The sequence below is a fragment of the Mesorhizobium sp. B3-1-7 genome (assembly GCF_006439385.1).
Taxonomy (GTDB): Bacteria; Pseudomonadota; Alphaproteobacteria; order Rhizobiales; family Rhizobiaceae; genus Mesorhizobium.
Genome location: NZ_VFTL01000007.1, coordinates 173,326 through 198,765 on the forward strand (window position 1 = coordinate 173,326; position 25,440 = coordinate 198,765).

At 62.8% G+C, this 25,440-nt stretch carries 26 protein-coding genes; 10 read left to right on the forward strand and 16 right to left on the reverse strand.

All coding sequences use genetic code 11. The annotated features are described in order from the left end of the window. Positions 1-54 precede the first annotated feature (54 nt). The 3 genes from FJ417_RS08400 to FJ417_RS08410 all read right to left on the reverse strand — a co-directional run bounded on the left by FJ417_RS08400 (position 55) and on the right by FJ417_RS08410 (position 2,163). A complete protein-coding gene (locus tag FJ417_RS08400) occupies positions 55-711 on the reverse strand; it encodes an outer membrane protein (protein ID WP_140642032.1) in 657 nt (218 codons plus the stop codon). A 255-nt stretch (positions 712-966) separates the two neighbouring features. Further along, the gene (locus FJ417_RS08405) at positions 967-1,554 is read right to left on the reverse strand and encodes a TetR/AcrR family transcriptional regulator (protein WP_140783154.1); all 588 of its coding nucleotides are present in this window, start codon (positions 1,552-1,554) and stop codon (positions 967-969) included. 30 nt (positions 1,555-1,584) lie between these two features. After that, on the reverse strand, positions 1,585-2,163 hold the full coding sequence (locus tag FJ417_RS08410) for a DUF308 domain-containing protein (RefSeq protein ID WP_140783155.1): 579 nt from the start codon (positions 2,161-2,163) through the stop codon (positions 1,585-1,587). Positions 2,164-2,336: 173 nt separating this feature from the next. On the opposite strand from FJ417_RS08410, the gene FJ417_RS08415 reads away from it, so the two are divergent. After that, positions 2,337-2,852, forward strand: coding sequence for a GNAT family N-acetyltransferase (locus FJ417_RS08415; protein WP_246687416.1), 516 nt, complete (start codon positions 2,337-2,339; stop codon positions 2,850-2,852). Positions 2,853-2,892: 40 nt separating this feature from the next. Here the strand turns inward: FJ417_RS08415 and FJ417_RS08420 are convergent, their stop codons facing one another. The 8 genes from FJ417_RS08420 to FJ417_RS33060 all read right to left on the reverse strand — a co-directional run bounded on the left by FJ417_RS08420 (position 2,893) and on the right by FJ417_RS33060 (position 11,304). Then, on the reverse strand, positions 2,893-5,073 hold the full coding sequence (locus FJ417_RS08420; RefSeq protein ID WP_140783118.1) for a malate synthase G: 2,181 nt from the start codon (positions 5,071-5,073) through the stop codon (positions 2,893-2,895). A 317-nt stretch (positions 5,074-5,390) separates the two neighbouring features. Continuing rightward, positions 5,391-7,412, reverse strand: coding sequence for a hydantoinase/oxoprolinase family protein (locus FJ417_RS08425; protein WP_140783119.1), 2,022 nt, complete (start codon positions 7,410-7,412; stop codon positions 5,391-5,393). A 162-nt stretch (positions 7,413-7,574) separates the two neighbouring features. After that, entirely contained in the window at positions 7,575-7,949 is a 375-nt protein-coding gene (locus FJ417_RS08430) for an endonuclease domain-containing protein (protein ID WP_140642042.1), read from the reverse strand. A gap of 100 nt (positions 7,950-8,049) precedes the next feature. After that, positions 8,050-8,676, reverse strand: a complete 627-nt coding sequence (locus FJ417_RS08435; RefSeq protein WP_140642044.1) for a CDGSH iron-sulfur domain-containing protein — start codon at positions 8,674-8,676, stop codon at positions 8,050-8,052. Positions 8,677-8,810: 134 nt separating this feature from the next. After that, a complete protein-coding gene (locus FJ417_RS08440; RefSeq protein WP_140660009.1) occupies positions 8,811-9,182 on the reverse strand; it encodes a hypothetical protein in 372 nt (123 codons plus the stop codon). Between the two features lie 430 nt (positions 9,183-9,612). Further along, a complete protein-coding gene (locus tag FJ417_RS08445; protein WP_140783120.1) occupies positions 9,613-9,960 on the reverse strand; it encodes a hypothetical protein in 348 nt (115 codons plus the stop codon). A gap of 310 nt (positions 9,961-10,270) precedes the next feature. Next, positions 10,271-10,795, reverse strand: coding sequence for a hypothetical protein (locus FJ417_RS08450; protein WP_210240641.1), 525 nt, complete (start codon positions 10,793-10,795; stop codon positions 10,271-10,273). Beyond that, the gene (locus tag FJ417_RS33060; protein ID WP_181183182.1) at positions 10,792-11,304 is read right to left on the reverse strand and encodes a hypothetical protein; all 513 of its coding nucleotides are present in this window, start codon (positions 11,302-11,304) and stop codon (positions 10,792-10,794) included. The genes FJ417_RS08450 and FJ417_RS33060 overlap by 4 nt, the downstream gene beginning before the upstream one ends. A gap of 277 nt (positions 11,305-11,581) precedes the next feature. On the opposite strand from FJ417_RS33060, the gene FJ417_RS08460 reads away from it, so the two are divergent. After that, positions 11,582-13,351, forward strand: a complete 1,770-nt coding sequence (locus FJ417_RS08460) for an ATP-binding protein (protein ID WP_140783122.1) — start codon at positions 11,582-11,584, stop codon at positions 13,349-13,351. 41 nt (positions 13,352-13,392) lie between these two features. Further along, the gene (locus FJ417_RS08465; RefSeq protein WP_140783123.1) at positions 13,393-14,469 is read left to right on the forward strand and encodes an adenylate/guanylate cyclase domain-containing response regulator; all 1,077 of its coding nucleotides are present in this window, start codon (positions 13,393-13,395) and stop codon (positions 14,467-14,469) included. A gap of 14 nt (positions 14,470-14,483) precedes the next feature. Here FJ417_RS08465 and lepA read toward each other — a convergent pair whose 3' ends face one another. After that, complete coding sequence (lepA, locus tag FJ417_RS08470) at positions 14,484-16,289, reverse strand: translation elongation factor 4 (RefSeq protein WP_140783124.1); 1,806 nt, start codon at positions 16,287-16,289, stop codon at positions 14,484-14,486. A 400-nt stretch (positions 16,290-16,689) separates the two neighbouring features. Here lepA and FJ417_RS08480 point away from each other — a divergent pair, with 400 nt between their 5' ends. The 5 genes from FJ417_RS08480 (at position 16,690) to FJ417_RS08500 (ending at position 20,768) form a co-directional block, all read left to right on the forward strand. Next, positions 16,690-17,382, forward strand: coding sequence for a DUF1223 domain-containing protein (locus FJ417_RS08480; RefSeq protein ID WP_140783125.1), 693 nt, complete (start codon positions 16,690-16,692; stop codon positions 17,380-17,382). 86 nt (positions 17,383-17,468) lie between these two features. Beyond that, entirely contained in the window at positions 17,469-17,744 is a 276-nt protein-coding gene (locus tag FJ417_RS08485) for a hypothetical protein (protein WP_140783158.1), read from the forward strand. 159 nt (positions 17,745-17,903) lie between these two features. Beyond that, positions 17,904-18,683: an alpha/beta hydrolase gene (locus FJ417_RS08490; protein ID WP_140645991.1), complete on the forward strand. Its 780-nt coding sequence runs from the start codon at positions 17,904-17,906 to the stop codon at positions 18,681-18,683. An 85-nt stretch (positions 18,684-18,768) separates the two neighbouring features. Continuing rightward, a complete protein-coding gene (gene msrA / locus FJ417_RS08495; protein ID WP_140783126.1) occupies positions 18,769-19,509 on the forward strand; it encodes a peptide-methionine (S)-S-oxide reductase MsrA in 741 nt (246 codons plus the stop codon). A gap of 161 nt (positions 19,510-19,670) precedes the next feature. Beyond that, the gene (locus FJ417_RS08500; RefSeq protein WP_181183183.1) at positions 19,671-20,768 is read left to right on the forward strand and encodes a transposase; all 1,098 of its coding nucleotides are present in this window, start codon (positions 19,671-19,673) and stop codon (positions 20,766-20,768) included. A 182-nt stretch (positions 20,769-20,950) separates the two neighbouring features. Here the strand turns inward: FJ417_RS08500 and FJ417_RS08505 are convergent, their stop codons facing one another. The 4 genes from FJ417_RS08505 to FJ417_RS08520 are packed head-to-tail and all read right to left on the reverse strand — an operon-like array spanning position 20,951 to position 23,682. Then, positions 20,951-21,313 (reverse strand): helix-turn-helix transcriptional regulator, encoded by a 363-nt coding sequence (locus tag FJ417_RS08505; protein ID WP_140707408.1) that lies wholly within the window; start codon positions 21,311-21,313, stop codon positions 20,951-20,953. Positions 21,314-21,323: 10 nt separating this feature from the next. Further along, on the reverse strand, positions 21,324-21,848 hold the full coding sequence (locus FJ417_RS08510) for a Smr/MutS family protein (RefSeq protein ID WP_140783128.1): 525 nt from the start codon (positions 21,846-21,848) through the stop codon (positions 21,324-21,326). Beyond that, the gene (locus FJ417_RS08515) at positions 21,845-22,951 is read right to left on the reverse strand and encodes a murein transglycosylase A (RefSeq protein WP_140783129.1); all 1,107 of its coding nucleotides are present in this window, start codon (positions 22,949-22,951) and stop codon (positions 21,845-21,847) included. Before FJ417_RS08515 ends, FJ417_RS08510 begins: the two co-directional genes overlap by 4 nt. Positions 22,952-22,974: 23 nt before the next feature. Further along, complete coding sequence (locus FJ417_RS08520) at positions 22,975-23,682, reverse strand: Tim44/TimA family putative adaptor protein (RefSeq protein ID WP_140659563.1); 708 nt, start codon at positions 23,680-23,682, stop codon at positions 22,975-22,977. Between the two features lie 201 nt (positions 23,683-23,883). Here FJ417_RS08520 and FJ417_RS08525 point away from each other — a divergent pair, with 201 nt between their 5' ends. Both FJ417_RS08525 and secB read left to right on the forward strand, forming a co-directional pair. Next, complete coding sequence (locus FJ417_RS08525; protein ID WP_140783130.1) at positions 23,884-24,378, forward strand: FxsA family protein; 495 nt, start codon at positions 23,884-23,886, stop codon at positions 24,376-24,378. 276 nt (positions 24,379-24,654) lie between these two features. Then, on the forward strand, positions 24,655-25,170 hold the full coding sequence (secB, locus tag FJ417_RS08530; protein ID WP_140783131.1) for a protein-export chaperone SecB: 516 nt from the start codon (positions 24,655-24,657) through the stop codon (positions 25,168-25,170). Positions 25,171-25,440: the final 270 nt, after the last annotated feature.

A 25,440-nucleotide genomic window follows, 5' to 3' on the forward strand; every position in this document is an offset into this window, starting at 1 on the left:
GATTTGGCGTGCAGCCGCGCCGGCATCATCATGAGCAAATTGCGATGCCCGGAATCAGAATTTGTAGGCTAAGGCAGCGCGAACGACACTGAAGTTCGTCTTCACGTTATACGGATCGATCGGGTCAAACCCGAAGTCTTTCTTGCCGAGGTCGACATAGAGATATTCCGCACGGGCGGTCCAATTGTTGCTGAAAGCGTATTCAACACCGCCGCCGACTGCATATCCTGTCTGGAATTTGGTCCTGGCTACACCGAAGACGTGCTCATCGATCTTCACATCACCCATCGCAACGCCGGCCGTGACATAAGGAAGCCAGCGATCAAAGGCGTAGCCGACGCGGCCCCGGATCGTTCCGAAGGCATCGACGCTCGCTTCTGCGCCAAGGCCGCCGCCGCCAACCCCCGGCGAGAATTCTTTCTTGAAACCCAGGTAGTTGATATCGCCTTCGATACCGAGAACCCACTGACCGTACTGATAATTGGCGCCAACCAAAGCGCCGCCGGTGAAATTGCCGATGTCTGCCGACCCAGGAATGCCGATGAAATCGCCATCGACCTTTCCGAAGGCCCCACCCGCATTCGCACCAACATAAAGGCCGGTCCAGGAATAGGGAACTTCCATGGAGGCCACGGGTTGGACGATGTCAGCGGCATTGGCCCCAGTCATGGCCACGCCCAGAACCAGGAAAGTCCCAAGGATAGAACGCATCGATTGTCTCCCAAGCGTCGCTCGTTATCGCCGCCACTGCAAAGAGCTTAATCTTAATTGTCTAATAAACCTGTAGCAAAACAGTCACTCAATGCGGGAAATGGGGATTGCCGAACGTCCAAGGCGGAACACTTTCTGATCGGCGGACAAAGTGCTGAAGCGGCAATTGATGCCGGTAAGGACGCCAACGGGACGCTCGGCTTCATGCGTGAACTTATCGCCGGAAAGGGGCGCGGATGCCGGCCGATCTCCTCCTCAATCGGTCGCCGGGATCAGCTTCTGCAGCGTCGGTGCCAGGATCATGCCGAAGGTCAGGACATCGCCGTAGGCCCGCGCGGAAATCATCGCCCCGTGCACGGTCGCCATGAAGGCCTCCGCTTCCGCGCGCGGGGCGGCGGAGATCGTCAATGCTCCCTGCGCGGCACCGCGCTCGATGACGCCGGTCAGCCACCCCGAGAGAAACTGAAAATACGCCCGGACCTCCACGGCAACCTCCGGCGGAAGGGCGGGAAGCTCGCTGGCGAGCAAGGCGCAGACGCAGATCGGCCTGCTCGCGTCCTCGATGCACTGCGCCCAGAAGCCGGCATAGGTTCGCAGCAATTCCGGCGGCGCAGGCACATTGCGCTCAAGCTCCGTCATGCCCGTCACGGCATCCTCGAGGTAGCGCCTGACCAGGGTCTGCACGAGGTCGACCTTGCTGGGGAAATGATGATGGATGCTGGCTTTGCGGATACCGACGACCTCGGCGATATCGGCGTAGCTGAACCCGTTATAGCCGCCGGCGACGATGAAGCTCCGCGCGGCGGCCAGGATGTCATCGGCTGTGTTCGAGGGCTTATCCATAGACATGCCTAACGTTCGACGGAAGAAAGCTCAACTCGCGACCTGCCGCGACTTGCGAAGCATATCGCTGACGGAAAGCCACACGGCGGACACCAGGAAGTAGAAGGCGCCGAAGGCGGCGTAGGGCGCGACATTGGCGATGCCGATGGCCTCCGCGCCGCCCGCCATCTTGACGAAGAAGAGGCCGGCCAGCGCCGACTGGGCGCCGCTCAGGATCATCGCCCACTGCGCGCCGCTGGTCTCCCAGCGACGAACCGCCGTCAGGAGTTGAAATGCGCCTGAGACAACGGCCCAGACGCCGTAGACCGCGAGCACCGCGTTCATGCCGCGGCCAAGCACGATAGCAACCGCGATCGCGGTGAGGATGCTGACGGCGAAATTGAGCAACTGCGACCTGTTGCGGCTCAAGCCGCCGCTGCGCTGCGCGTCGACATAGTTCGCGAGCGCGTCCCATAGGGGATAGGCAACCAGCATGACCGCGGCGAGCGTCGGAACTGCCTTCGCGACGGTGACCACCGCCAAGACCCAGGCCGCCGACACGGCAAACCGCAGATAGTAGTAGCTTTTGAGCCAGCCGTTTGAGGACGGGGCGCGGTTCTGGCCGCTCATATGTGCAGACATGACGGATACCTTTCTTCGAAAGTCGATACCTACCTACTAGTAGGTAGCCAAACATTCGTCAAGCGACTTGCGAGGTTGCCGCCTCGTTGAGATCTCGACGATGCGTTCGCATCCCGGAAACCTGCGTGGTATGGTGGAACGGATCCGCGCGGGGGCGAAGGATGATTTCAGTTCTGCCGGCGCGCAGCGCCGAAGACTTCGAGACCATGGCCATGCTCTGCGGCAGGCTAGCGCAGTGGGATGTCGACGCGTCCGCGCCCCATGGTGTCTCGGAGGAGGATATAAGGACGCTCTTCCAGCCCGGCACCAGCGGCCATAAACTGGCAATGCAATTCGGTGTGCCGGATGCCATGGCCTTCATTGCGCGATCGGGCAACGTGCCGGCGGGCTGCCTCGCTTTCGGTCCGTTCGGCGATGGCACGGCGGAACTTCACAAGTTCTTCGTCGATGCATCCTTCCGGGGACAAGGCATAGGTCGCGCGCTGATGGGCGCGGTCCTGGCGGAGATCGACAAGAGCCCGGCCCGCATGGTGCTGATCCACACCACTTTCTATATGGAAAGCGCGATTGCCGTGTACGAGACGTTCGGCTTCAGGCCCTGCGCGCCGTTTCGCGACACGCCCGCGCATGTCAGGCACACGGACGTCTTCCTGTCGCGCACGATCAAAGGCGGGTGAGGGCCGCAGCCGCCGACCAGCCGGCGGTAAGCCAGCAGAGTCAAGCAGAATCCTGCCTGTCGCGCGCCTTCAGCTCCAGCCGCCGCTTATGCAGCACCGGCTCGGTGTAGCCGTTGGGCTGGCTCGCCCCTTTGAACACCAGGTCGCAGGCGGCCTGGAAGGCGATGGAATTGTCGAAATCCGGCGCCATCGGCCGGTAGAGCGGGTCACCGACATTCTGGCGGTCGACGATCGCCGCCATGCGCTGCAGCGAATCGCGGACCTGGATTTCCGAGCAGACCTTGTGGCGCAGCCAGTTGGCGATGTGCTGCGAGGAGATGCGCAGCGTGGCGCGGTCCTCCATCAGGCCGACATCGTTGATGTCCGGCACTTTCGAACAGCCGACACCCTGGTCGATCCAGCGCACGACATAGCCCAGAATGCCTTGCGCGTTGTTGTCGAGCTCGCGCTGTATCTCGTCCGGCGTCCAGTTCGGCCGCACCGCGACCGGCACCGACAGGATGTCGTCGAGCCTGGCCTTCGGCCGGCTCTTCAGCGCCGCCTGCACGGCGTGCACGTCGACCTTGTGATAGTGCGTGGCATGCAGGGTCGCGGCCGTCGGCGACGGCACCCAGGCGGTGTTGGCGCCGGCCTTGGGATGCGCGATCTTCTCGACCAGCATCGCCGCCATCAGATCCGGCATCGCCCACATGCCCTTGCCGATCTGGGCGTGGCCGGCGAGGCCGCATTCCAGGCCCGTGTCGACATTCCACGCCTCATAGGCGGAAATCCAGGCGGCCTGCTTCATGTCGCCCTTGCGGATCATCGGGCCGGCTTCCATCGAGGTGTGGATCTCGTCGCCGGTGCGGTCGAGGAAGCCGGTGTTGATGAACACGACGCGCTCCTTCGCGGCGCGGATCGCTTCCTTGAGGTTGATCGTGGTGCGCCGCTCCTCGTCCATAATGCCCATCTTGATGGTGTTCCTGGCCATGCCGAGCAGCGCCTCGACCCGGTCGAAGATCTCGACGGCGAAGGCGACCTCGTCGGGCCCGTGCATTTTCGGCTTCACCATATACATCGAGCCGGCGCGGGAATTGGCGCGACGGCCGTTGTCGCCGACATCGTGCAAGGCGATCAGCGCGGTGATCGCGGCGTCCACGATGCCTTCCGGCACTTCGTGGCCCTCGTGGTCCGCGATCGCCGGATTGGTCATCAGGTGGCCGACATTGCGCACCAGCATCAGCGAGCGCCCCGGCAGCAAGAGCTGGCCGCCATTCGGCGCCGTGTAGCGGCGGTCGGGGTTGAGCTTGCGGGTAAACGTCTTGCCGCCCTTGCTGATCTCTTCGGCAAGGTCGCCCTTCATCAGGCCGAGCCAGTTGCGGTAGACGACGACCTTGTCCTGCGCATCCACGGCGGCGACGGAATCCTCGCAGTCCTGGATGGTGGTCAAGGCCGATTCCAGGATGACGTCGGCGATGCCCGCGGGATCGGTCCTGCCGATCTGGTTGGCGCGGTCGATTGCAATCTCGATATGCAGGCCGTTCTTCACCAGAAGCACGGCTTCGGGATTCTCGGCATCGCCGCGATAGCCGGCGAACTGTTTCGGGTCGGCGAGCGTCGTGGCGCCGGCGCCCTCGCCGAGCTTCAGCGCGCCATTGACGACCGAGAGCCCGTTGACGCCCGCCCATTTGCCTGTGGTCAGCGGCACCGACTGGTCGAGGAAATCCCTGGCCCAGGCAATCACCTTGGCGCCGCGCGCCGGGTTGAAACCCTTGCCCTTCTCGGCGCCGCCGGTCTCGGGAATTGCGTCGGTGCCGTAGAGCGCGTCATAGAGCGAGCCCCAGCGGGCATTGGCGGCGTTGAGCGCATAGCGCGCGTTCATCACCGGCACGACCAGCTGCGGTCCGGCGACGACGGCGATCTCGGGATCGACATTGACGGTCGAGACGCTGAAGGCCGGGCCTTCCGGCACCAGATAGCCGATCTCCTTCAGGAAGCCTTTGTAGGCCTCCATGTCGATCGGCGCGCCATTGGCGCGATACCAGCCGTCGAGCTTTTCCTGCATGGCGTCGCGTTTTGCCAGCAGCGCCCGGTTCTTCGGCGCGAGGTCGTGGACGATCTTTGAAAAGCCGGTCCAGAATTTCTCCGGGTCGATGCCGGTGCCGACTGCCGCCTCCTCGGCCACGAAGTCATGGAGCTCCCGGGCAATCCGCAACCCGGCGATCTCGATGCGGTCGGTCATCTGCACGTCTCCAGATAGTAGGCTTTGGCCTTGTTAGCGGGGGCCTTTGGCATGTTTGGGGTTGCGGGGTCAATTCGGCTTAGGATGTAGGGAGGATTTGGCGGGGCGGCGAAGCTGCTAATCTCCCCCCTCGTGGGGGAGATGCCCGGCAGGGCAGAGGGGGGCGCGAAGGAACGCCAATCTTGTCACTTTCTATACCGTGCAAATGTCACCCAGACTGGCTGTCGGAGAGGCGGAAGAACGGAGACGCTGGCGGGACAGCGCCCCCCTCTGGCCTGCCGGCCATCTCCCCCACAAGGGGGTAGATTACGCTCTCCCTACACCGCAATCCGCGGCCGTCCCGACGCCACGGCCACCACATGCGCCTCGATGAACATCCGCTGGCCTTCGATGGTCGAGACCTTGAACTCGGTAGCGAGTTCGATCTCGGCGCTGTCGGTGCCGGCGTCCTTCGCGCGCTCGGCCGCCAATGCCCGCACATCGGCCTCAGCCGCCGCGATCGCCTTCTCCTCCTCCGTGAAGTCGCGCACCGTCTGGCCCGAGGCGAGGCGGAATAGGCCTTCCTTGGGCTGGCTGACGCGGGCTTCGGCCGAGACGCGCACCTGGCCGACCACGGCGCCGAGCGCGTTGGCGACGTCGGTGTCTTCCGGCACGATGCAGCCATTGCCGACGAGCACGGCCAAGCCGGCATAGTGCAGAGGCGCCGACGCGCCGAGGCCGATGACCGGGCGGTCGAGCGCGACGGTGAAGCGGGCGATGCCGGGATGGGCATCGACCGCGCGCTGCACCAGCGCGTGCGCGACGGTGGCGGCGCCGTCCAGCCCGTCCTCGGCGAAGGCGGTTTCAAGGATGTATTCGGCCGACCAGCGGGTCAGCGTCACCAGCACGCGCTCGGCGATGGCTTCCGGCGTCGCGGCGATGGTCTGGCCGCGGCCGTCGCGGCGGCGGGCGAAGAGCTCGGCACCGAGGCGGGCGGCGGCGGCGTCCCAATTGGCCTGTTTTCCCACGACATGGGCGGCATCGGACGGCGTGAAGCCCGAGATATGCACGAGCCCCCGTGCGACCAGCCGGTTCAGCGTGGCGTTCTGGGCATTCGACGACAAAAGCCTGTCGAGCGCGAGCGGCACGGAACCGATCGTCTCGTACAGCTTCGCTTCCGGCGCGGTGAGGCCGGCGGCGAGCCGGTCCGGCACGCCGGTGCGCATGGCGAAGCGCCCGTCCATGCGGCCGGGGTTCGGCGCGCGCAGCTGGCGCTCCAGCTCCGACGTCACCGCCTCGCCATGCACCATGCCGGAAAGCGCCAGCGGCACCAGGCGGCGCGGGCCAAGCAGGATTTTCGGGTCGAGCGCGCCGTCTTCCAGCGTGACTTCGGAATCACCGCCGAGGCCGAAGGTGCGCATCGCGACCGCCTCGACCATGGTGCGGAAGCCACCGACGGTGGCGCCTTCCGGATCGAGCCGCGGACGGCCGCCGTCGAGCACGGCGACGTCGGTCGTGGTGCCGCCGATATCCGAGACCATGGCGTCGTCCAGCCCCGTCATGTGGCGAGCGCCGACAAGGCTGGCGGCCGGGCCGGACAGGATCGTCTCGATCGGCCGCTGGCGGGCAAAGGCCGCCGAGACCAGCGCGCCGTCGCCGCGCACCACCATCAGGGGTGCTGCGATGCCGCGATGGCCAAGAAAACCTTCGGTCGCAGCGACCAGCCGGTCGATCATCGAGATCAGTCGGGCGTTGAGCAAGGTGGTCAGCGCCCGGCGCGGGCCGCCGAGCTTGGCCGACAACTCGTGGCTGGCGGTGACCGGCAGGCCGGTCTTGTCGCGTATCAGGTCGCGGGCCGCGAGCTCATGCGCCGGGTTGCGGGTGGCAAAATAGGCGCAGACGGCAAAGCCCGACACCGAGCCGCCAAGCTCGGGGAGCGCCGCCTCAAGGCCGGACAGGTCGAGTTTCGCCGCATTGCCATGCACGTCATGGCCGCCGGGGCAGAACACCACCGGGTCGGTGCCGAGCGCCGTCTTCAACCCGTCGCGCGCAAGGTCGGCCTCGGAAAAGCCGATCATGACCAGCGCCACGCGCCCGCCCTGGCCCTCGACCAGCGCGTTGGTGGCCAGAGTGGTCGACATCGAGACCAGCTTGATGGCGGCCGGATCGGTGGCGGATTCCTGAAGCACCGCATCCACCGCGCCGGAAATGCCGACGGCGAGGTCGTGCCGCGTGGTCAGCGACTTGGCCTTGGCCAGGACTTTTCCCTTGGGTCCGCCTCCCTCCGACCACAGCACGGCGTCGGTGTAGGTGCCGCCCGTGTCGATGCCGAGGAAGAGGGGGTGAGGCTTGGCGGTCATGGAAATGGTCCGGGGCGTGGCTTTGTGGCGAAGCCCTTAGCCGATACGGGCTGGCGGATAAAGGTGGGAGGGATGGGCCAGGGGGGAAGAGCTAATCTCCCCCCTTGTGGGGGAGATGGCCGGCAGGCCAGAGGGGCGCGCTGTCCCGCTGACCTGACCGCGCTATTCGGATGGACTTCCAAGCCCGGTCACGATCACGATATGCTGGCAAACATTATCGATGTCGCGAATGACATCTTCGTTCCAGAACCGCAGAACGGTCCAGCCATCTTTCTCCAGCCTCGCAGTCCGTGCCTCATCGCCTGCGACGGCATCGGCTTCTCCGTGCTGAGACCCGTCGACCTCGACGACGAGCTTCTTCTGCGGGCAAGCGAAGTCTACGATATATCCGGCGATCGGGAACTGGCGCCGGAAGCCTAGGCCCATCAACCGATGGGCGCGAAGCTCGTTCCAAAGCTTCAATTCGGCTCCTGTCATCACCTTGCGCATTGATCTGGCGTTGGCACGGTGTTTTGGTGACAGCGGCGTATGGGGCATTTGCATCGCTCGGTGATTGTTAAGGTTCGCGCTCTACGGCGCCCCCCTCTGTCCTGCCGGACATCTCCCCCACGAGGGGGGAGATTGGCAGCTTCGACGCCTACCCCACAAACCCCACCCGCTTATGCGACCCGTCGCAGAACGGCTTGTTGGCCGAATGCCCGCAGCGGCAGAGAAACACCTTGGTGGTTCGGGCGATCGTATGTCCCGTGCCGGTGACGATCTCGGCATTGCCTTCGACCTTGAGCGGTCCGTTGACCGTGGGCGTCACGGTCAGCGGACCGTCCCGCGCTTCCAGCACCTGCGCTTCCTTCAGCGGCGGCTCGCCGGTGGCGGTGAAGCCGGCCTTGATGTGGCTGTTGTCGCAGAACGGCTTGTTCTGGGAGAGGCCGCAACGGCAGAGCGTGGCGCGAAAGACGGTTTCGTCACCCAGCACGATCTCGGCATGCACCGCCAGCGGGCCGTTTTCCCTCAACCGCACCGTGTTGACCACCGGCGGCTTCTCCTGCGGTCCGCCATCCTTTCTGGTGTAGGTGATGGCGCCCGACGGGCAGTTCTGCGCCAGCGCCACGACCTGCTCGACGCTGGCCGCTTCCGGATGGATCCATTCGCCCGGCGCGTTGGGCACGAAGACATGCGGGTTGCCGAGCACGCAATTGCGCGAATGGATGCAGCGCTTGCCGCTGAAAGAAACGTCGATCTTCTCGCCTTCGACCGTGCCTGCCATTTGGGTGGGGCCTCCTGTTGGTGGGTGGAGACGAGGCTAGGGCGGGGGCGAGAGGGGCGTCAAGCTGGCCGGATGCACAGCCTGCTCCTTCTCCCCTGTCGGCCCCTGTGGGAGAAGGAGAAGAAGGCGCCACCCTACTCCTCCAGATCGATCTCCTCGGTCTCGCCGCCGCTGCAGGTGTAGCAGCAGTCTTCGCATTTTTCCTTGTTGCCGGGGCCGACGCCCCAATAGGTCGCCTCGTCGCCGTCGACCCAGGCGCCGTAGCAGATGGATTCGCCCTCGTTGCAGGAGATCGGCAGCTCTTTGGTCTCGCCGTCGTCGAGGTAGAAATCCTTGCCGTTGCCAGGCCAGACATAGTCGCGGTCCTGGCTGTAGAGCTCGAGCCGCATGGCATTGGGATGGCTGTTCTTGATCTGGAAGGTGACGTCGCCGGCATGAGCGGCAGGCGAAAACAGGACGGCAAGCGAAAACGCGGCGGCAAAGCGGCGCGCAGATAGCAAAGACATGAAAACCCTCGATGACGAATCGGCCCCCACGGCCGATGGTTGGATGATGACATGGCCGGCGCGTATGCCAAGGGGCGGCAGCGAAAATGGCTGACGGAATTGGGGGGGATTGTTGAGGCTGTGGCGATTGGCTGATCTCCCCCCAAGAGGGGTAGATGGCCGGCAGGCCAGAGGGGGGCGCTGTCCCGCCGACGTGTCTATGCTTGGGTTCCTCGCTCCCGCCGAAAGCGGGGGCGAGGTGGCCGCGAAGCGGACGAAGAGGGCGCCTTCGTAGGGCGCTCCCCCTCTCCGTCTCGGCTTCGCCGAGCCACCTCTCCCCACTCCGCGGGGCGAGGAACCTTGTTCTTGCAGCGTCGCGATCCTTCGCGCCCCCCTCTGCCCTGCCGGGCATCTCCCCCTCTTGGGGGGAGATTGGCAGCTCAACGCCCCGCTACTCGGCCAGGTCCACCGTCTCGGTCGAATGCTCGGTGCAGATGAAGCAGCAGGTGTCGCAGGGCTGGTCGTTGTCGGGGCCGACGCCGGCGGTGACGGAATCGTCGCCGTTCACCCAGGCGCCCCAGCAGATGTGCTCGCCCGGCTCGCAGGAGATCGGCACGGATTTCCGCGCCTTCGGCCGGATGAGGAAAACCTTGTCGTCGCCCGGCCAGACTTTGCCGCTGTCGCGGCCGAACAGTTCCACCGCGACGCCGTCCGAACGCTGGTTGCGCACGAACACCGACATGTCGGCGGCGAAGGCCGGCGAGGTGAGAAGTAAGGCGGCGAGCAGAGCGCGAATCATGGCGAGGTCCCCCGAGCGAGTAGAGCACGGGTGAAGTGCGTAATCTCCCCCCTTGTGGGGGTTGAGGAGCGGTCCGCGTAGCGGATGGGAAGCCAATTGCTTGGCTTTCCGAGCAACGAAAGCCCGGCAGGGCAGAGGGGGGCGCGAAGGAACGCGGCGTTTGTGTCAATCAAAGAGAACCTGGCCGCGAAAGCTTACCCTTTGAGATGCCGGCGGGACAGCGCCCCCCTCTGGCCTGCCGGCCATCTCCCCCACGAGGGGGGAGATCAGCAGCTTCGGCGCCCCGCTCCTTCTAAAACGCAGGCGATCGCTACCTCCTCACCACCACATGCGGCGCGAATCTCTTCACGGCATCCACCATCTCCTCCCCGCGCACGTCGAGCGAGGAGATCTCCATATGCACGATGTTCCGGCCGAAGGGCATCAGGCCGAAGGCGTTGGCGGAGGAATATCGGATTGCGTCGGGCGGCTCCTCGGTGAGCTCGAAATTGAGCATCGCCGCGCCCTTGCCGCCGGCGGCAAGCCGCACGCTCCGCACCTTGCTCCACGGCACCAGCACGTCGCCCGCGCGGGCATCGCGGAAACCCTGGCTGTTCAGCACCACCTTGACCGAAGTGTCGAAGGCGCCGCGCGCGATGAATACGCCGAGCCCCAGGCAGGCGGCGCCGAGCAGCGCGATCCACAGCACATGCCCGCTGTTCGCGCCCGAGGCCACGCCCTGCAGCGCGCCGAAACCGAAAATGCCGCCAAGCAGGAACGGCCCAATGGCGGGCAGGATTTTTCCCGACAGGCTGTTGCGGATTTCGAGCGGCGCGGCCATCGCCTTCGCACTCAACGCTCCGGTTTCAGCAAAGTCCAGATCCAGCCGATGAAGGTGAGCACCAGGAACGGATAGCCAATCGCTGGCAGCGGCGCGGAGGTGGGCACAAGCGGCGCGCCCCACAGGACCATGAGGACCGAGACGGCGAACAGCACGGCGGCGACGGACGCCGTGAGCCGCATCCACAGCGCGAATGTGGCTTGCGCGCTGACCATCACCAGCCCGGTCGCCCACAGCGCAATGCCGCCGGCATAGGACGGCACGGAGGCCTGCAGCCCCGCCGCATTGCCGGCCAGAAGCAGGCTTTCGCCGGCAAGGAAGGTGAGAAAGCCGGCCGCGACGAGGTCATTGCCCAGCCGCTGGTATTTCATCGTGAGTAGTGCGGTGGCGACGACGATGCCGACGCCGTCGATGGTCCAGACCGTCTCGCGCAGCGCGTCGCTCGCAACGAAAGTGCCCGCCAAGCCAAAAGCGCCGCCGATGGCGAGGCCGATCGCGGCGACGAGATCGAGAGTGGAGCGCATGTGATGTCTCCCCAAGCCGGGAGAGGATACAACGGGGTGGGTCGCGCTTAAAGAGGAGTCCAGTGCCCGGCGACTCAACTGCTTTGCCCATCTGGCGGCGCCCAGAAGCGCCCCTCGCTCGCCGACGCCGATAGCCTGATGACGCTACGAGGTCGACAAGGAACCGCAGAACCCGCTATTCATTCCTTTGCCGCGTTGATACATTGCGCAGAACAACTCAGTCGGCTTGGGACATAACTTGGGCGATCAATCACATCGAGCGAAGCTTAGATGCTACTTGGCGATTCCGCAAAGCCGGCGCTCAATAGAGGTTAGAGATGCTGCAACTTTTGCTTTACGGAAAGCGGGTTACGAAATTAATGCACCGCTGATCGATACCCCAAGCCAGCATGTCAATATGACCGAGGCGGCGGCCAACGCCCTCTCCATCTCTCAAGCGGATTTAGTCGTAGCAGACCTATCGGAGGATGACTCCACAATCTTCTTCGAACTAGGACAAGCCCAATCAATGGGTAAAGGCATTATTGGCATCGCCGATTCCCAAGACGCGATTCGAACGAATTCCTCCCTGTTTTCCAGCATACCGATAATACGATACGATCGTTTCGATCTTGATCGTTTTGTCAAAAGTTTGCAGCGTGCCGCAACTAACTTTCGACGCTCACCTACCCATATTAACTCTACTAACCCAAGCCTATTCCCTATCCCCTTCTATATGGATTGGGATAAACTCTCAGATCGAGACACTGAAAATTTATGCCAAGAACTTCTTGCGCAGATGGGATACAGGCGTATCAATTGGAGCAAGTTGCCCCACGAGATAGATCTAATTGCCCAGCTGCCACGTAAAGATCCTGATGGTTTCGAATTTAATGAGCTGTGGCTTGTGTCTTTTGGTCGGCATAGGCCAATCGAGGCATTTCTGGAGATCGCGATCTCTGATCCTGACTACTTTATGCATCAGATATTCCGGTACTCTGACTCACCTGAGCGCAATCTTTCTGCCTATCAGAATTCTTTGATAACCGTCCTTCTAATATCGACCGACCGCCTTCGCGACGATAGAGAGCTCTTGTTACTTCAAGAGAGATTTGAGCTCAGAGGCCCGCGAAAGCGCGATGCAAGAGCAAGCATACGAGTCCGCATTTGGGATCGGAGTTATCTTACTTCGATTGTTCAACGCTTTCCACAGATCGCGTACAAATATTTCTCTGACGAATCTCGATTGAGGTCTGAAACACGGAAGAGCTTTCAAGACTTATATAACGAAAATAGTGTTCTCCTGGCTCAACAGCGCCGGCTCAATATGGACTTGAAATCTGAGCGAGATTTGCGACTTCGCGCCGAGCGGGACTCTGTTTGGAAGGAGATTTCATTCTCCGCAGCGCATAAAATAGGCAATCCTATATTTGCCATAGAGACCGGTTTAGCGCCTCTACGAAAGCGAATATCGGAAGGCAAGACCGATGACGCCTTAGGTGTGGTCGACAAGATAGGCAGATCAGTCGAAAAGGCTAAGTCTTTCGTAGACCAGTTTAAGTCTCTGGCTCGAGCCCAGAAGATAGAGATCGTGCCTTGTCGCTTGAGGCCCATACTCCAAGATTGCGTAAAAACGCTGTCCGATCACAACGTTAAATATCAAATCGTATGCGATGACAAAGTTGAGGTTCTCGGCGATCCAGAACGACTCGCTGAATGCTTTGACGAATTAGTGACGAACGCGCTGAGATGGATGAAAAGGCGCGAGAAGAAAATCGAAATTGTGGCGCATATCCTGAATGCCAAAGAACGACCTGACTTTCTCGATACAAAGAGCCACTACGTGAGGGTGAATTTTCGAGACAATGGACAGGGTATCCCCACGGCGAACAAATCCAAGATCTTCGAGGCTTTTTTTACCGATTATGAGCATGGGACAGGTCTCGGATTGGCGCTTGTTCGGCGAATTATTGAGGGGCATGGCGGCGGAGTGATCGAAACGGGCAAACCAGGCGCGGGAGCCGATTTCGAACTCTATTTGCCGTTGGTGCCCGCCAAGCAGGGTTAAATGGGCGATTTTTGGTAGCTCAGGGCAAGGGAGGGGTTCCGATGGCTAGCATTGTGATTGTGGACGACGAAAATGAAAACCTGGAGCTTCTTAAGCTTGCCCTTGGCGACGAAAATCCAGACTGGGTGATTCACACTACGCATAACGAGAAAGAGTGTGTCGAATACCTGTCCGAGTGCAATAAGAATGGAAAGCCGGTTGACCTGGTACTCACCGATTTGGTTATGGACTCTGAAGAGAGTGGCATGAACGTACTTCAGCTTGCCAGAAAAATTGATCCTCTTATAATGTCGATATTATTCACCGCCAAGGAAAAGAGCCTAGATAGGTATGCGGCTTTTGAATACGGCGCCTTCGATGTTGTGGAGAAAAACATTCGCGGAAAGGCGGCAGTGCGCGAGATAAACATTAAAGCTCGCGCAGCTATACAATATAGAAAGTGGTCACAGAAAGTAAACTTTCTTCAGAAGTACTTTGATCCAAGAGTTTTTGCCGCAATAGATGCGGATCCGAAAGTTCTGGAGATGGCATCCAGAACCGTCACAATAGTCTTCTGGGACATTCGAGGCTTTTCTAGACTCTGCGACTCATTGAAGGCTCACCCGACATTGATATCTGGCTTCTTGCGGGAGTATTTCGAGATTGGCGCGCAGGTGATTTTTGAAAATGACGGCGTACTTGATAAGTTTATGGGCGACGGAATCATGGCGCTCTTCGGGTTCATGGACCAGCCAAAGGCCGACAACAAGTGCGGCGTGAATGAGGCGGTGAAGACCGCGATCGAGCTTCGCGATAGATTTGATAAGATCTTAGCCAAGTGGAATGAAGAGTGGAAACTCTACGTCCCGGACAAAATTGATATAGGACTAGGTTGTGGCATTCACACCGGCGATGCCTTGGTTGGAATTGTTGGTACCAGTTTCCGAGATCAGTTTACGGCACTCGGACCGCAGGTCAATTTCTCGGCGCGTATACAAGGACGAGCAAAGTCAGGACAAATATTGCTCTCTCAACCCGCGGAGGCCAGAGCAAGAGACAAGTTCAAATTCACCGAGGTCGACGAGATGAGCGATATCAAAAATATCCCAGGAACTTTCAAGATTTTTGCATTGGCCTAAATGCACGCGACGCCTCAATCGCCCATCTTAAGCGCCTGGATAAACGCCTCCTGGGGAATATCCACCTTGCCAAACTGCCTCATCCGCTTCTTGCCCTCTTTCTGCTTGTCGAGCAGCTTGCGCTTGCGGGTCACGTCGCCGCCGTAGCATTTGGCGGTGACGTCCTTGCGCAGCGCCGAGATGGTTTCGCGGGCGATGACCTTGCCGCCGATCGCGGCCTGGATCGGGATCTTGAACAGGTGGTGCGGGATCAGCTCCTTCAGCTTCTCGCACATGGCGCGGCCGCGCTTTTCCGCCGCCGTTCGGTGCACCAGCATGGATAGCGCGTCGACCGGCTCCTCGTTGACCAGGATCGACATCTTGACTAGGTCGCCCTCGCGATAGTCGGTCAGGTGATAGTCGAAGGAGGCGTAGCCCTTGGAGATCGACTTCAGCCGGTCGTAGAAGTCGAAGACCACCTCGTTGAGCGGCAGGTCGTAGGTCAGCATGGCGCGTTTTCCCACATAGGAGAGATCGGCCTGGATGCCGCGCCTGTCCTGGCAGAGTTTTAGGATGCCACCGAGATAGTCGTCGGGGGTGAGGATGGTGGCGCGGATCCATGGCTCCTCGATCGAGGCGATCTTGACCACGTCGGGCATGTCGGCCGGGTTGTGCAGTTCCTTGACCGAGCCGTCATTGAGGTTCAGGCGGTAGACGACGCTGGGCGCCGTGGCGATGAGATCGAGGTTGAACTCGCGCTCCAGCCGCTCCTGGATGATCTCCAGATGCAGCAAGCCAAGGAAACCACAGCGATAGCCGAAGCCGAGCGCGGCGCTGGTTTCCATCTCGTATGAGAAGCTCGCGTCGTTGAGGCGCAATTTGCCGACGGCGGCGCGCAGGTCCTCGAAATCGGCGGCGTCGACCGGGAACAGGCCGCAAAACACCACCGGCTGCGCCGGCTTGAAGCCGGGCAGGGCTTTTTGCGTCGGGCGGCGGTCCTCGGTGATGGTGTCGCCGACGCGGGTGTCGGCCACTTCCTTGATCGAGCCGGTGAAGAATCCGAACTCGCCGGGGCCGAGCTCGTCGACATTGACGCGGGCCGGCTTGAAGACGCCGGTGCGCTCGACGAGGTATTTCGCGCCGGTGCCCATCATGCGGATGGTCTGGCCCTTCTTCATCACGCCGTCGATGATGCGCACCAGCACGATGACGCCGAGATAGGCGTCGTACCAGCTGTCGACCAGCATGGCCTTCAGTGGCGCTGCGATGTCGCCCTCGCGCGGCGGTGGCAGCTGGTGGACGATCGCCTCCAGCACGTCGGGCACGCCAAGGCCGGTCTTGGCCGAGATCAGCACCGCGTTGGAAGCGTCGAGGCCGATCACCTCCTCGACCTGCTCGCGGATGCGCTCGGGCTCGGCCGCCGGCAGGTCGACCTTGTTCAGCACCACGACGATCTCGTGGTTGTTGTCGATGGCCTGGTAGACGTTGGCCAGCGTCTGCGCCTCGACGCCTTGGCTGGCGTCGACCACCAGCAGCGAGCCCTCGCAGGCGGCGAGCGAACGCGACACTTCATAGGCGAAGTCGACATGGCCGGGGGTGTCGATGAGGTTCAGGACATAGTCCTCGCCGTTCCTGGCGCGGTAGTTCAGCCTCACCGTCTGGGCCTTGATGGTGATGCCGCGCTCGCGCTCGATATCCATCGAGTCCAGCACCTGCTCCTTCATGTCGCGCTCCTCCAGCGTGCCGGTGAGCTGGATCAGCCGGTCGGCAAGCGTGGATTTGCCATGGTCGATATGGGCGACGATGGAGAAATTGCGGATGTGGTCGAGGGGCGTCGTCATGCGGCGCGCTTTAGCAGGGGCCGGGTTGAGGGGCAAGCGGTGGGGGTTTTTCCTTCTCCTTCTCCCCCATGCGGGAAGGTGGATCGGCGCGCATCTGAGATGGATCCAAGCGTCGCGATCCTTCACAGCCCCCTCTGGCCTGCCGGCCATCTCCCCCGCAAGGGGGGAGATTGGCTGTTCCGCCGCCGGCATCTCCCTTTCGACCTGGGAGATTGGCGAAGGCCTGCGCGACATCTGATCTCCCCCCTTGCGGGGGAGATGCCCGGCAGGGCAGAGGGGGGTGCTGTCCCTCCAACGTTCCGCACTGAGGCACCCCAATCACAAACCGGTGAAGCTGTAACGAAGCCCTGCGCCGTCGCGAAATGGGAGCATGACCCGCCGCAACGGAGACTGCTTCCCCATGATCGGATTGAAGACAAGGACCGGCCTGCTCGCCGGGGCGATGCTTGCCGCCACGCTCGGCGCCGCTTCGGCACAGCCGCTGACCGTGGTCGAGCTGTTCACCAGCCAGGGCTGCTCGTCCTGCCCGCCGGCCAACGCCAACCTGATCAAGGTCAAGGACCAGCCGGGCGTGCTGGCGCTGTCGTTCAACGTCACCTACTGGGACTATCTCGGCTGGAAGGACACGTTCGGCCGCAAGGAATTCACCGATCGCCAGGTGACCTACGAGCCGTCGCTCGGCCGGGACGGACCGTTCACGCCGCAAGTGGTGGTGAACGGCAGACGCGACGGCGTGGGCGCGGCGCCGGGCGAGATCCAGAGCCTGATCGCCAAAGGCGGCCACACCCAGGGTCCGGAGCTTTCGCTTGGGCAGGCCAAGGTCAGCATCGGCGCCGGCAAGGCGCCGGGCGGCGGCGCCGACATCTGGCTGGTGCGCTACACGAGAGGCGTCGTCGAGGTGCCGGTGGCGCGTGGCGAGAATACCGGCCGAACGCTGCCGCACGCCAATGTCGTGCATGCGCTGACGAAACTCGGCAGCTGGAACGGCAAGGCCACCACGCTGCCGCTGCCGGCGGCCACCGGCGGCTTGAACACCGCGGTGCTGGTGCAGGCGCCAGGCGGCGGCCCGATCCTGGCCGCGGCCGCCAACTGATCTTTTTCCCCTACGCGCGGGGCCGCATGACAGCGGCAACGCATAACCCGGCCCGCTTCCGCGCGCCAAAACCCAAGGAGACTATCATGACCAAGTATCTGACCCTGCCGGCGCTCGCCCTCGCGCTTTCCGCTGCCGTCTTCGTCGCCGGCGCCCGCGCCGACGACGCGACCAACGCGATGAAGCCCGCCAACGCGATGGCGACCGACGCCATGAAGCCGGCGACGGACGCGATGAAGCCGGCTGACGCCATGAAGCCCGACGCGATGAGCACCGAGGCGATGAAGCCGGCTACCACCGACGCGATGAAGCCGGCCACGGATGCCATGAAGCCGGCGGACGCCATGGCTCCGGCTCAATAGGTCCGGTCTTTGCAGCCTCGGCGCGTCGGCAGACGAGGGCGCGCCAAGGTTGTTCTCTCGCGGCGCGAGAGCCAGTTGTTTTGTACACAATTCCGGACGGAAAGCCGCTGCACGCTTTTCTGGAATTGCCAAGTTTGCGACCCTCGCAAGGAGCCCACCATCATGTTGAACAGACGTACTTTCTCCGCCGCACTCGCCGCTGGAATGGCAACGACGCTGTTGGCCGGCGCCGACAAGGCGCGAGCGCAAACGGGCTCCAAGGTTCGCAATGTCATCCTGGTCCACGGCGCCTATGCAGATGGCTCGTGCTGGTCGGAGGTGATCGGAGTTCTTCAGAAGGCCGGCTTCAACGCAACCGCCGTCCAACACCCGCTGACCACCCTGGAGGCGGGCGTCGAGGCAACGCGCCGCGCGATCGCGCTCCAGGATGGACCGACGATCCTTGTCGCGCACTCCTTTGCCGGCATGATCATCACCGAAGCAGGCGTGGATTCGAAGGTTACGTCGCTGGTCTATGTCGCGGCGCGTGCACCGGATGCCGGCGAAGACTACACGGCGCTCGCCAAGACTTTTGCGGCGCCGCCCGCCTCCGCCGGCCTTGTCTGGTCCGGAGGCTATGGCAAGCTCGGAGAAGAGGCTTTCCTGCGCGATTTCGCCGGCGATCTTCCTAGCGAGAAGGCGCGCATCCTTTATGCCGTGCAGGCACCGATCTCGGACAAGCTATTCTCCGGGAAGACGACGCAAGCGGCTTGGCGCTCGAAGCCAAGCTGGTACGCCGTCTCGACCGAGGATCGCACGATCAACCCGGATCTCGAGCGCTTCATGGCCAAGCGCATGAACGCAAAGACCATAGAAGTGAAGGCAAGCCATTTGTCGCTGATTTCTCATCCGCATGAGATCGCCAACCTCATCGAGGCTGCCGCCCGGCATGTCGGATGATTGGATTTGACCGGCGCACGGCAATGTGCGCCGCCGGCGGCACCATATATCGTATAGTCGTACCAACAGGCATGGGAGATTTGACATGACCGACATTCGGAAAACGGCCGGGAGCCGACCGGCGAATTTCGTCAAGAGCGCGTTCGCGGCGATCATCCTGACGGCGGCTGCCGCGACCTTCTGGCAAAGCCCGGCCCGCTCGGCCGAGGACGCGGTGGTGATCCCGCCGCCGGCGATGGACGAAAAGGCGGCGAGCGGCACCGAGAAGGCGATCTTCGCCGGCGGCTGCTTCTGGGGCGTGCAGGGCGTGTTCCAGCACGTCAAGGGCGTGAGCAAGGCAGTATCCGGCTATACCGGCGGCAGCGCCGAAAACGCCGTCTATGAAGTGGTCGGCACCGGCCGCACGGGCCACGCCGAATCCGTCGAGATCACCTACGACCCGGCGAAAGTCACCTACGGCCAGCTGCTGCAGGTGTATTTCTCGGTCGCGCACAATCCAACGCAGTTGAACTACCAGGGGCCGGATTCAGGCACGCAGTACCGTTCGACGATCTTCGCCGAGAACAACGAGCAGAAGAAGGTCGCCGAGAGCTACATCGCCCAGCTCGACAAGGCCAAGGTGTTCGGCAAGCCGATCGTCACCACGCTCGAAACCGGCAAGACCTTCTACCCGGCCGAGGATTACCATCAGGACTTCCTGACGCTGAACCCGACCTATCCCTATATCGTCTACAACGACATGCCCAAGATCGGGAATCTGAAGGCGCTGTTCCCTAAGCTTTACAGCGAGAAGCCGGTGCTGGTGCTGGCCTCCAGCAAGAGCTGAGGACGGCCGGCCGGTTCCGTAGCGCAGGGATTTCGATCGTCGGGTAAATGTCCGCGTGGGGCGGATGGCATGCCTTGGCGATTGGCCGAAACGCCCATCGCGATCGTCATCCACGGGCGGAGCAAGGAGCGAAGCGACGCGCGCAGACCCGAGGATCCTGTGTGTTGGTTCTGGTGTATGGTTTGAGGTGGGAAGGAGACCGAATGAATCCTGGTCGTCCTTTCGGACAGGCCGTGGCATGGCCCGGTCCCTTCCCACCGGTGAACCATCAACCTGAACAGTTGCACGGGGCTGTTCCAAGCAGACCCCGCACCACAGGAAGAGGCGTGGACATGATAGCCCAGAACTATGTCGGCTGCGACATCTCCAAGCAGTGGCTCGATTTTTTTGATGAGACAAGTGGCCGTCTTCGGCGCATCGACAACCAGGCCGACGCGATCGCGGCGTATGTGGCGGGCCTTGATCCCAGTCGGGACTTCGTCGTCATGGAGGCGACAGGCGTCCATGACCGGCTTCTGCGCCATGCGCTGGCCAAGGCCGGCGTGCCGTTCTCGCGGCACAACCCAGCGCATACCCACCACTATGCGAAGTCGACGAGACGGCGGGCCAAGACCGATCCTCTCGACGCCAGGATGCTGAGCGACTACGGCCGTCGCTATAATCCTGAGGCCGAGCCGGCGCCGCGCGAAGAAGTCGAGCGGCTTCAATCGCTTGCCCGCTACCGCGATCAACTGGTCGAGATGCGGGCAACGGCGAAGAAGCACCTCGCCGAGGCCTTCAATGAGATCGTCATTGCCGATCTGGAAGAAACGATCGCCTACCTCGACACGCGCATCAAGGCGATCGAGGGCCAGATTGCCGAAGCCATTCGTCAAGCCGAGGACACCGCCCGCGATTATTCGCTCATGGTCTCCGTGCCCGGTGTCTCCAAGGTCGGCGCATTCTCCCTGCTGGCGCTCCTGCCCGAGCTCGGCCAGCGCTCACCCAAGGCAATCGCGGCACTGGTCGGCCTTGCCCCGTTCGACAACAAAAGCGGCAAGCTCAACCGCAGGAGCCAGATCCAGGGCGGGCGATCACGCGTGCGCCGCGCTCTCTACATGGCAGCCCTCACGGCCATTCGAACCTGTGAGCGCTTCAAGACCTTCTACAGCGCACTTGCTGCCCGCTCCGGCTCCAAGAAGCTCGCCATCATCGCCGTCGCAAGGAAGCTCCTGGTCGTCCTCAACGCCATCATTCGCGACAAAACCGCATTCGCGTGAACACAGTTGCCATTCCGTGACCTAAGAGCGTCGCGGCGGTGCAGAAAAACCTCTGTTCTGCGCCGCCTTTACCCTTCGCGCGAGGTCACGGAATGGATCCTCGGGTCTCCGCGTCCGCTTCGCCCGTGGATGACGAAGTTCGGGCGGCTTCGGCTAGCGGCATCCCGTTTTATGCGGGCAAACTATCCCCTCAGCGCAGCTCGGACCAATGCCGTGATCTTCCGCAGTTCCGCTTCATCGAGCCTCTCGATGCTCTCGGCCAAAAGGTTGGCCAACTCGGTGGCCGCCGGCGACAGGCCGGACGTGTCGATCCTGACCCTTGGGTGCGAGCTTTCGGCGAGGCGGGCAAGTTCCTCGGCGTCGTCCCAGATGATGTTGAAATAGCCGATGATCTTCTGGATCAGCGTCCAGGTCGGCGCGCCGCGGCGGCCGTGCTCGAGCGCCGACAGATAGGCGGCGCTGACGCCGATGGCCTCGGCCATCGCCTTCTGGCTGACGCCGCGTTCGGCGCGCAGCGCCCTGAGTTTCTCGCCGAACGGGGTCATGTTGGCCCGCTCATGCGCGTATCCGCCGCAGCCGCACATAGAGCGCGCCCGAGCCGCCATGGTTGCGGGCGGCGTGATCGTGGCTGGACACAAGATGCCGGAAGGCCGGCGTCGACAGCCAGGCCGGAACGGCGCGGCGCAGGATGCCGTCGCCGCCGGAGGACGAGCCCTTGCCGGTGATGATCAGCACGTAACGGATGCCGCCGGCATGCGCCCGGTTGAGGAAGGTGAGCAGCAGCGAATAGGCCTCGTCCTGCGTCATGCCGTGCAGGTCGACGCGGCCTTCGATCGGCAGCCGGCCTTTTTTCAGCTTGTGCAGCGTCTGGTCGTCGAGCGCGTGCGAGACATGCTGCGGCTTGGGTTTTGCGGCAGCGGCCGGAACGCCGTTGACCGGAACGGCGGCCGGCGCCGGTTTCGGCTCGACGATGTCGGGGATCTCGACGGCGGCCTTGCCTTTCAGCGGCCGCGCCGAACGCGCCACCAGGTTCCACAGGATGCGGTCGTCGTCGCTGAGATGATCGTCGCGGCGGCTCACCGGCGCGCTCCATCGAACAGGCCGCGGGGCACCAGCGCGTAGAAGTCGGCGGCGTTGCGCACCACGCCGGCGATCTCGCCGGCGGCGTCGCCCGAGCCGGCGAAGAGATCGCCGCGGGCCGGGCCGGTGATGGCCGAGCCGGTGTCCTGCGCAATCATCAGCCGCCGGAACGGTTTTTGGTCGAAGGCCGTGAGCGACGGCGCGTCGATATAGAAAGGTGTGCCGAATGTGTGCAGCAGGCGGTCGACCGCCACCGAACGCCCGGGCGTCAGCGGCACCTTGGCGGCGGCGATGGGCCCAAGCGCGGCATCGTCGACGTCGGCTTCGCGGAAGAAGATGTAGGAGCGGTTCCGCCACAGGATCTCGTCGACGCGGTCGGGATGCGCCTTGAACCAGGCGCGGATCGACTGCATCGTCACCTTTTCCACCGGGATCTCGCCGAGATCGCTCAACGTCTTGCCGGGGCCAGAAAAGCGCTGGCCGGACTTGGCGGCGTAAGTGACGCGGGCTAGCCTGCCGTCGGCCATCTTCAATCTAGCTGCGCCCTGCACATGGATGAAGAAGGCATCGACCTTTTCGGCGAGCCAGGCGATCTCGAGGTTCTGGCCGGAGAGCGCGCCGCGCTCGATTTCGCCGCGGTCGAAATATTCGACCGGAGCAGCATCCGTCCGGCGGGCGAAGGCCAGATAGCTATCCATGCCGGCCGGCCGGTTGCCGTCGTTGATGTCGATCAGGTCGGCGGGGCGGGACAGCAGCGGCACGGTGAACCGCTCGGTCCTGACCGGCGAGGCCTCGACCTCGGGTTCGTAAAAACCAGTGACAAGGCCGGCGCCGCCATTGTCGGGTACGACCAGAGCGGGAACGAAATGCCGTTCGAAGAACGACCGCGCCTCGGACCTGCTCGGCGCCGAAACGGCGCGCGCCTCGGCATAGGCCTCGGCAAAAGCATTGAAATCGACGCCGAGCGATCCGGTGCGGTAAGGTTTTATCGGCGCGTGGAAGGCCGAGCGGCGGAAGGCGGCGAAGGCCGCAAGATGATCATCCTCGCCCCAGCCCGGAAGGTCGGTAAAGGATTTTTCGCTGAAAGTGGGAGAGAGCGGCACGACTGGGGCCCCGCCGCTTGATCTCAATCTTCTTCTTCGGTGGCGACGAGCTTCCAGTTCGGGTCGCGCGAGCGGGTGTCGCGGGCGAAGGTCCAGACATCCTTGACCTCGGCCACGGTTTCCGGGTCGCCGTCGATGACGGCGCCGGCCTTGTCGCGGGTCGCCGAGATCAGCTCGGAGACGATGCGCAGCGTGATATGCGCTTCCGAACCCTTCATTTCGGCTGCGACGATGTCGGCCTTGTCGATGCCGACGAAGGAAGACTGGATCTTTTCGGATTTGGCCTCGCGTTCGCCGATCGCGGCGACGAAACCGTCATAGACTTCGCGCGACAACAGGTTCTTCAGCGTCTTACGGTCGCCATCGGCATAGGCCATGACGATCATCTCGTAGGCCATCTTGGCGCCGTCGACGAACCCCTTCGGCTCGAAGGACGCATCGTTGTCCTTGATGGAGCGCAGGCCCTTGTTGAGATCGGTGTCGGGTTTGGCGAAGGCGTCGATATCGGCATAGGTCTCGGGCGCGGTTTCGCCCGGCGCGCGCTTGCGCGGCAGCGACACCACATTTTCAGGCTTCTGCGCCGCATCGGCCTCGCGCGTGCGGCTCGCCGAATAGGGATCGAAGGGCGGACGCTCGTTTCCGGTGCGACGTCCAAGCACGTTGCGCAGCTGGAAAAAGATCACAACCGCCGCAATCAGGAAGAAAATCGTGCCGAAGTCGAAGAAACCCATATTTTCCGCCAACCGATCCCTGTCCGTGCCGGACCGGCGTAACCCCTGGGGGACCGCGGTCGCATAGCGTTCAACACTCAAAGCATATAGAACGGCAGGCGCAATCATTCAAATCAAAGGCAGCCATACCTATCTAAGGGCGCCAAGGCCAGCGGCGATTGTCCGCCAGCGCCGCAAAAGAAGAAAGCGATCCGTCGAGACTTGCGCATTTCGTTCATCCCGCTGTTCCTGCTCCTGCTGCCGCTGCTGGAGATCGCCGGCTTCGTCGTTGTCGGCCGCGAGATCGGCGCTTTGGCGACGGTCGGGCTGGTCATCCTGTCCACCGTCGCGGGCAGCCTGCTGCTGCGGCACCAGGGTTTTGGCGTCATGGCGCGGGTGCGGACGGAGATGGATGCCGGGCGCGACCCCAGCCGCCAGCTCGCGCATGGCGCTATGATCGTGCTGGCGGCGATCCTGCTGATCATCCCGGGCTTCATCACCGACATCTTCGCCATTCTTCTGTTGCTGCCGCCGGTGCGCGACTTCGCCTGGCGCGCGCTCAAGAACCGCATCGTCATGGCGACCAGCTTCAGCAGCGGCTTTTCGGCCCGCCGGCGCGACACTGTCATCGACCTCGACGACACAGACTATTCGCGCGACGACTATCCGAACCGGCCGGACCACAATTCAGCCTGGCGGCGGCTGAAGAACGACTAGTCGGATTCAGGCCGGTGGTTCGCATTGGCAGGCAGGATGCCTTGGAGATTGGCCGGAGCGCCCATCGCGATCGTCATCCACGCGACCCCGCTTCGCGGCTGCTTCGCCCTGGAATGACGAGGTTGACGAGCTTCAGCCAACCCCCAGCGTTTGCGCTTTCCTGTTCCCCCTGCCGATAAGGGCGGCAAAACTTGTTTTGTCCGGCCGACCATGGTAGCGAACCCGCGATTTCAATCCGGTCAGCAATGCTGCCCAGGCAAAAGGACTTAAAGGCTAATGGCCAGCAACGATGACGCGGCGACCGGCGCCGCCAACGGCAACGGCAACGGCAACGGAGCCCAGAATCAGCCCTCGCTCAATGTGCTTGCGCAATATGTGAAGGACCTGTCCTTCGAGAGCCCCGGCGCGCCGAATTCGCTGCGCGGCCGCGACAAGGCTCCGGGCATCGCCATCAATGTCAACGTCAACGCCAATCCGCTCTCGGACAAGCAGTTCGACGTCAATTTGACGCTGAACGCCAAGGCCTCCTTCGACCAGGAAGTGCTGTTCAATGTCGAGCTGGTCTATGGCGGCGTCTTCGCCATAAACGGCTTCCCGCAGGAGCATATGCTGCCGCTGCTGTTCATCGAATGCCCGCGGCTTTTGTTCCCGTTCGCCCGCCAGATCATCGCCGACGCCACCCGCAATGGCGGCTTCCCGCCGCTGATGCTCGACCCGATCGATTTCGCGCAGATGTTCCAGCAGCGCGTCGCCGAGGATCAGGCGGCGGCGAGCAAGATCCAGGTGAGCTGAAAAGGCGCACCGCCACACCGTATCGAGAGCCCGGCTTCGCGCCGGGCTTTTTTGTTGATCAGGCCCAGCGAGCAGTTGCCAACCTTCGCGATTGGCCGTCGCCGCGTCATTCCAGGGCGGAGCAAGGAGCGGAGCGACGCGCGCAGACCCTGGAATCCATGTTACGCCAAGGCGTTGCGGCGGTACAGAATTCTGCACCGTTGCACCTTACGGCCGAGGTCACGGCATGGATACTCGGGTCAAGCCCGAGTATGACGACGTCACGGGGGT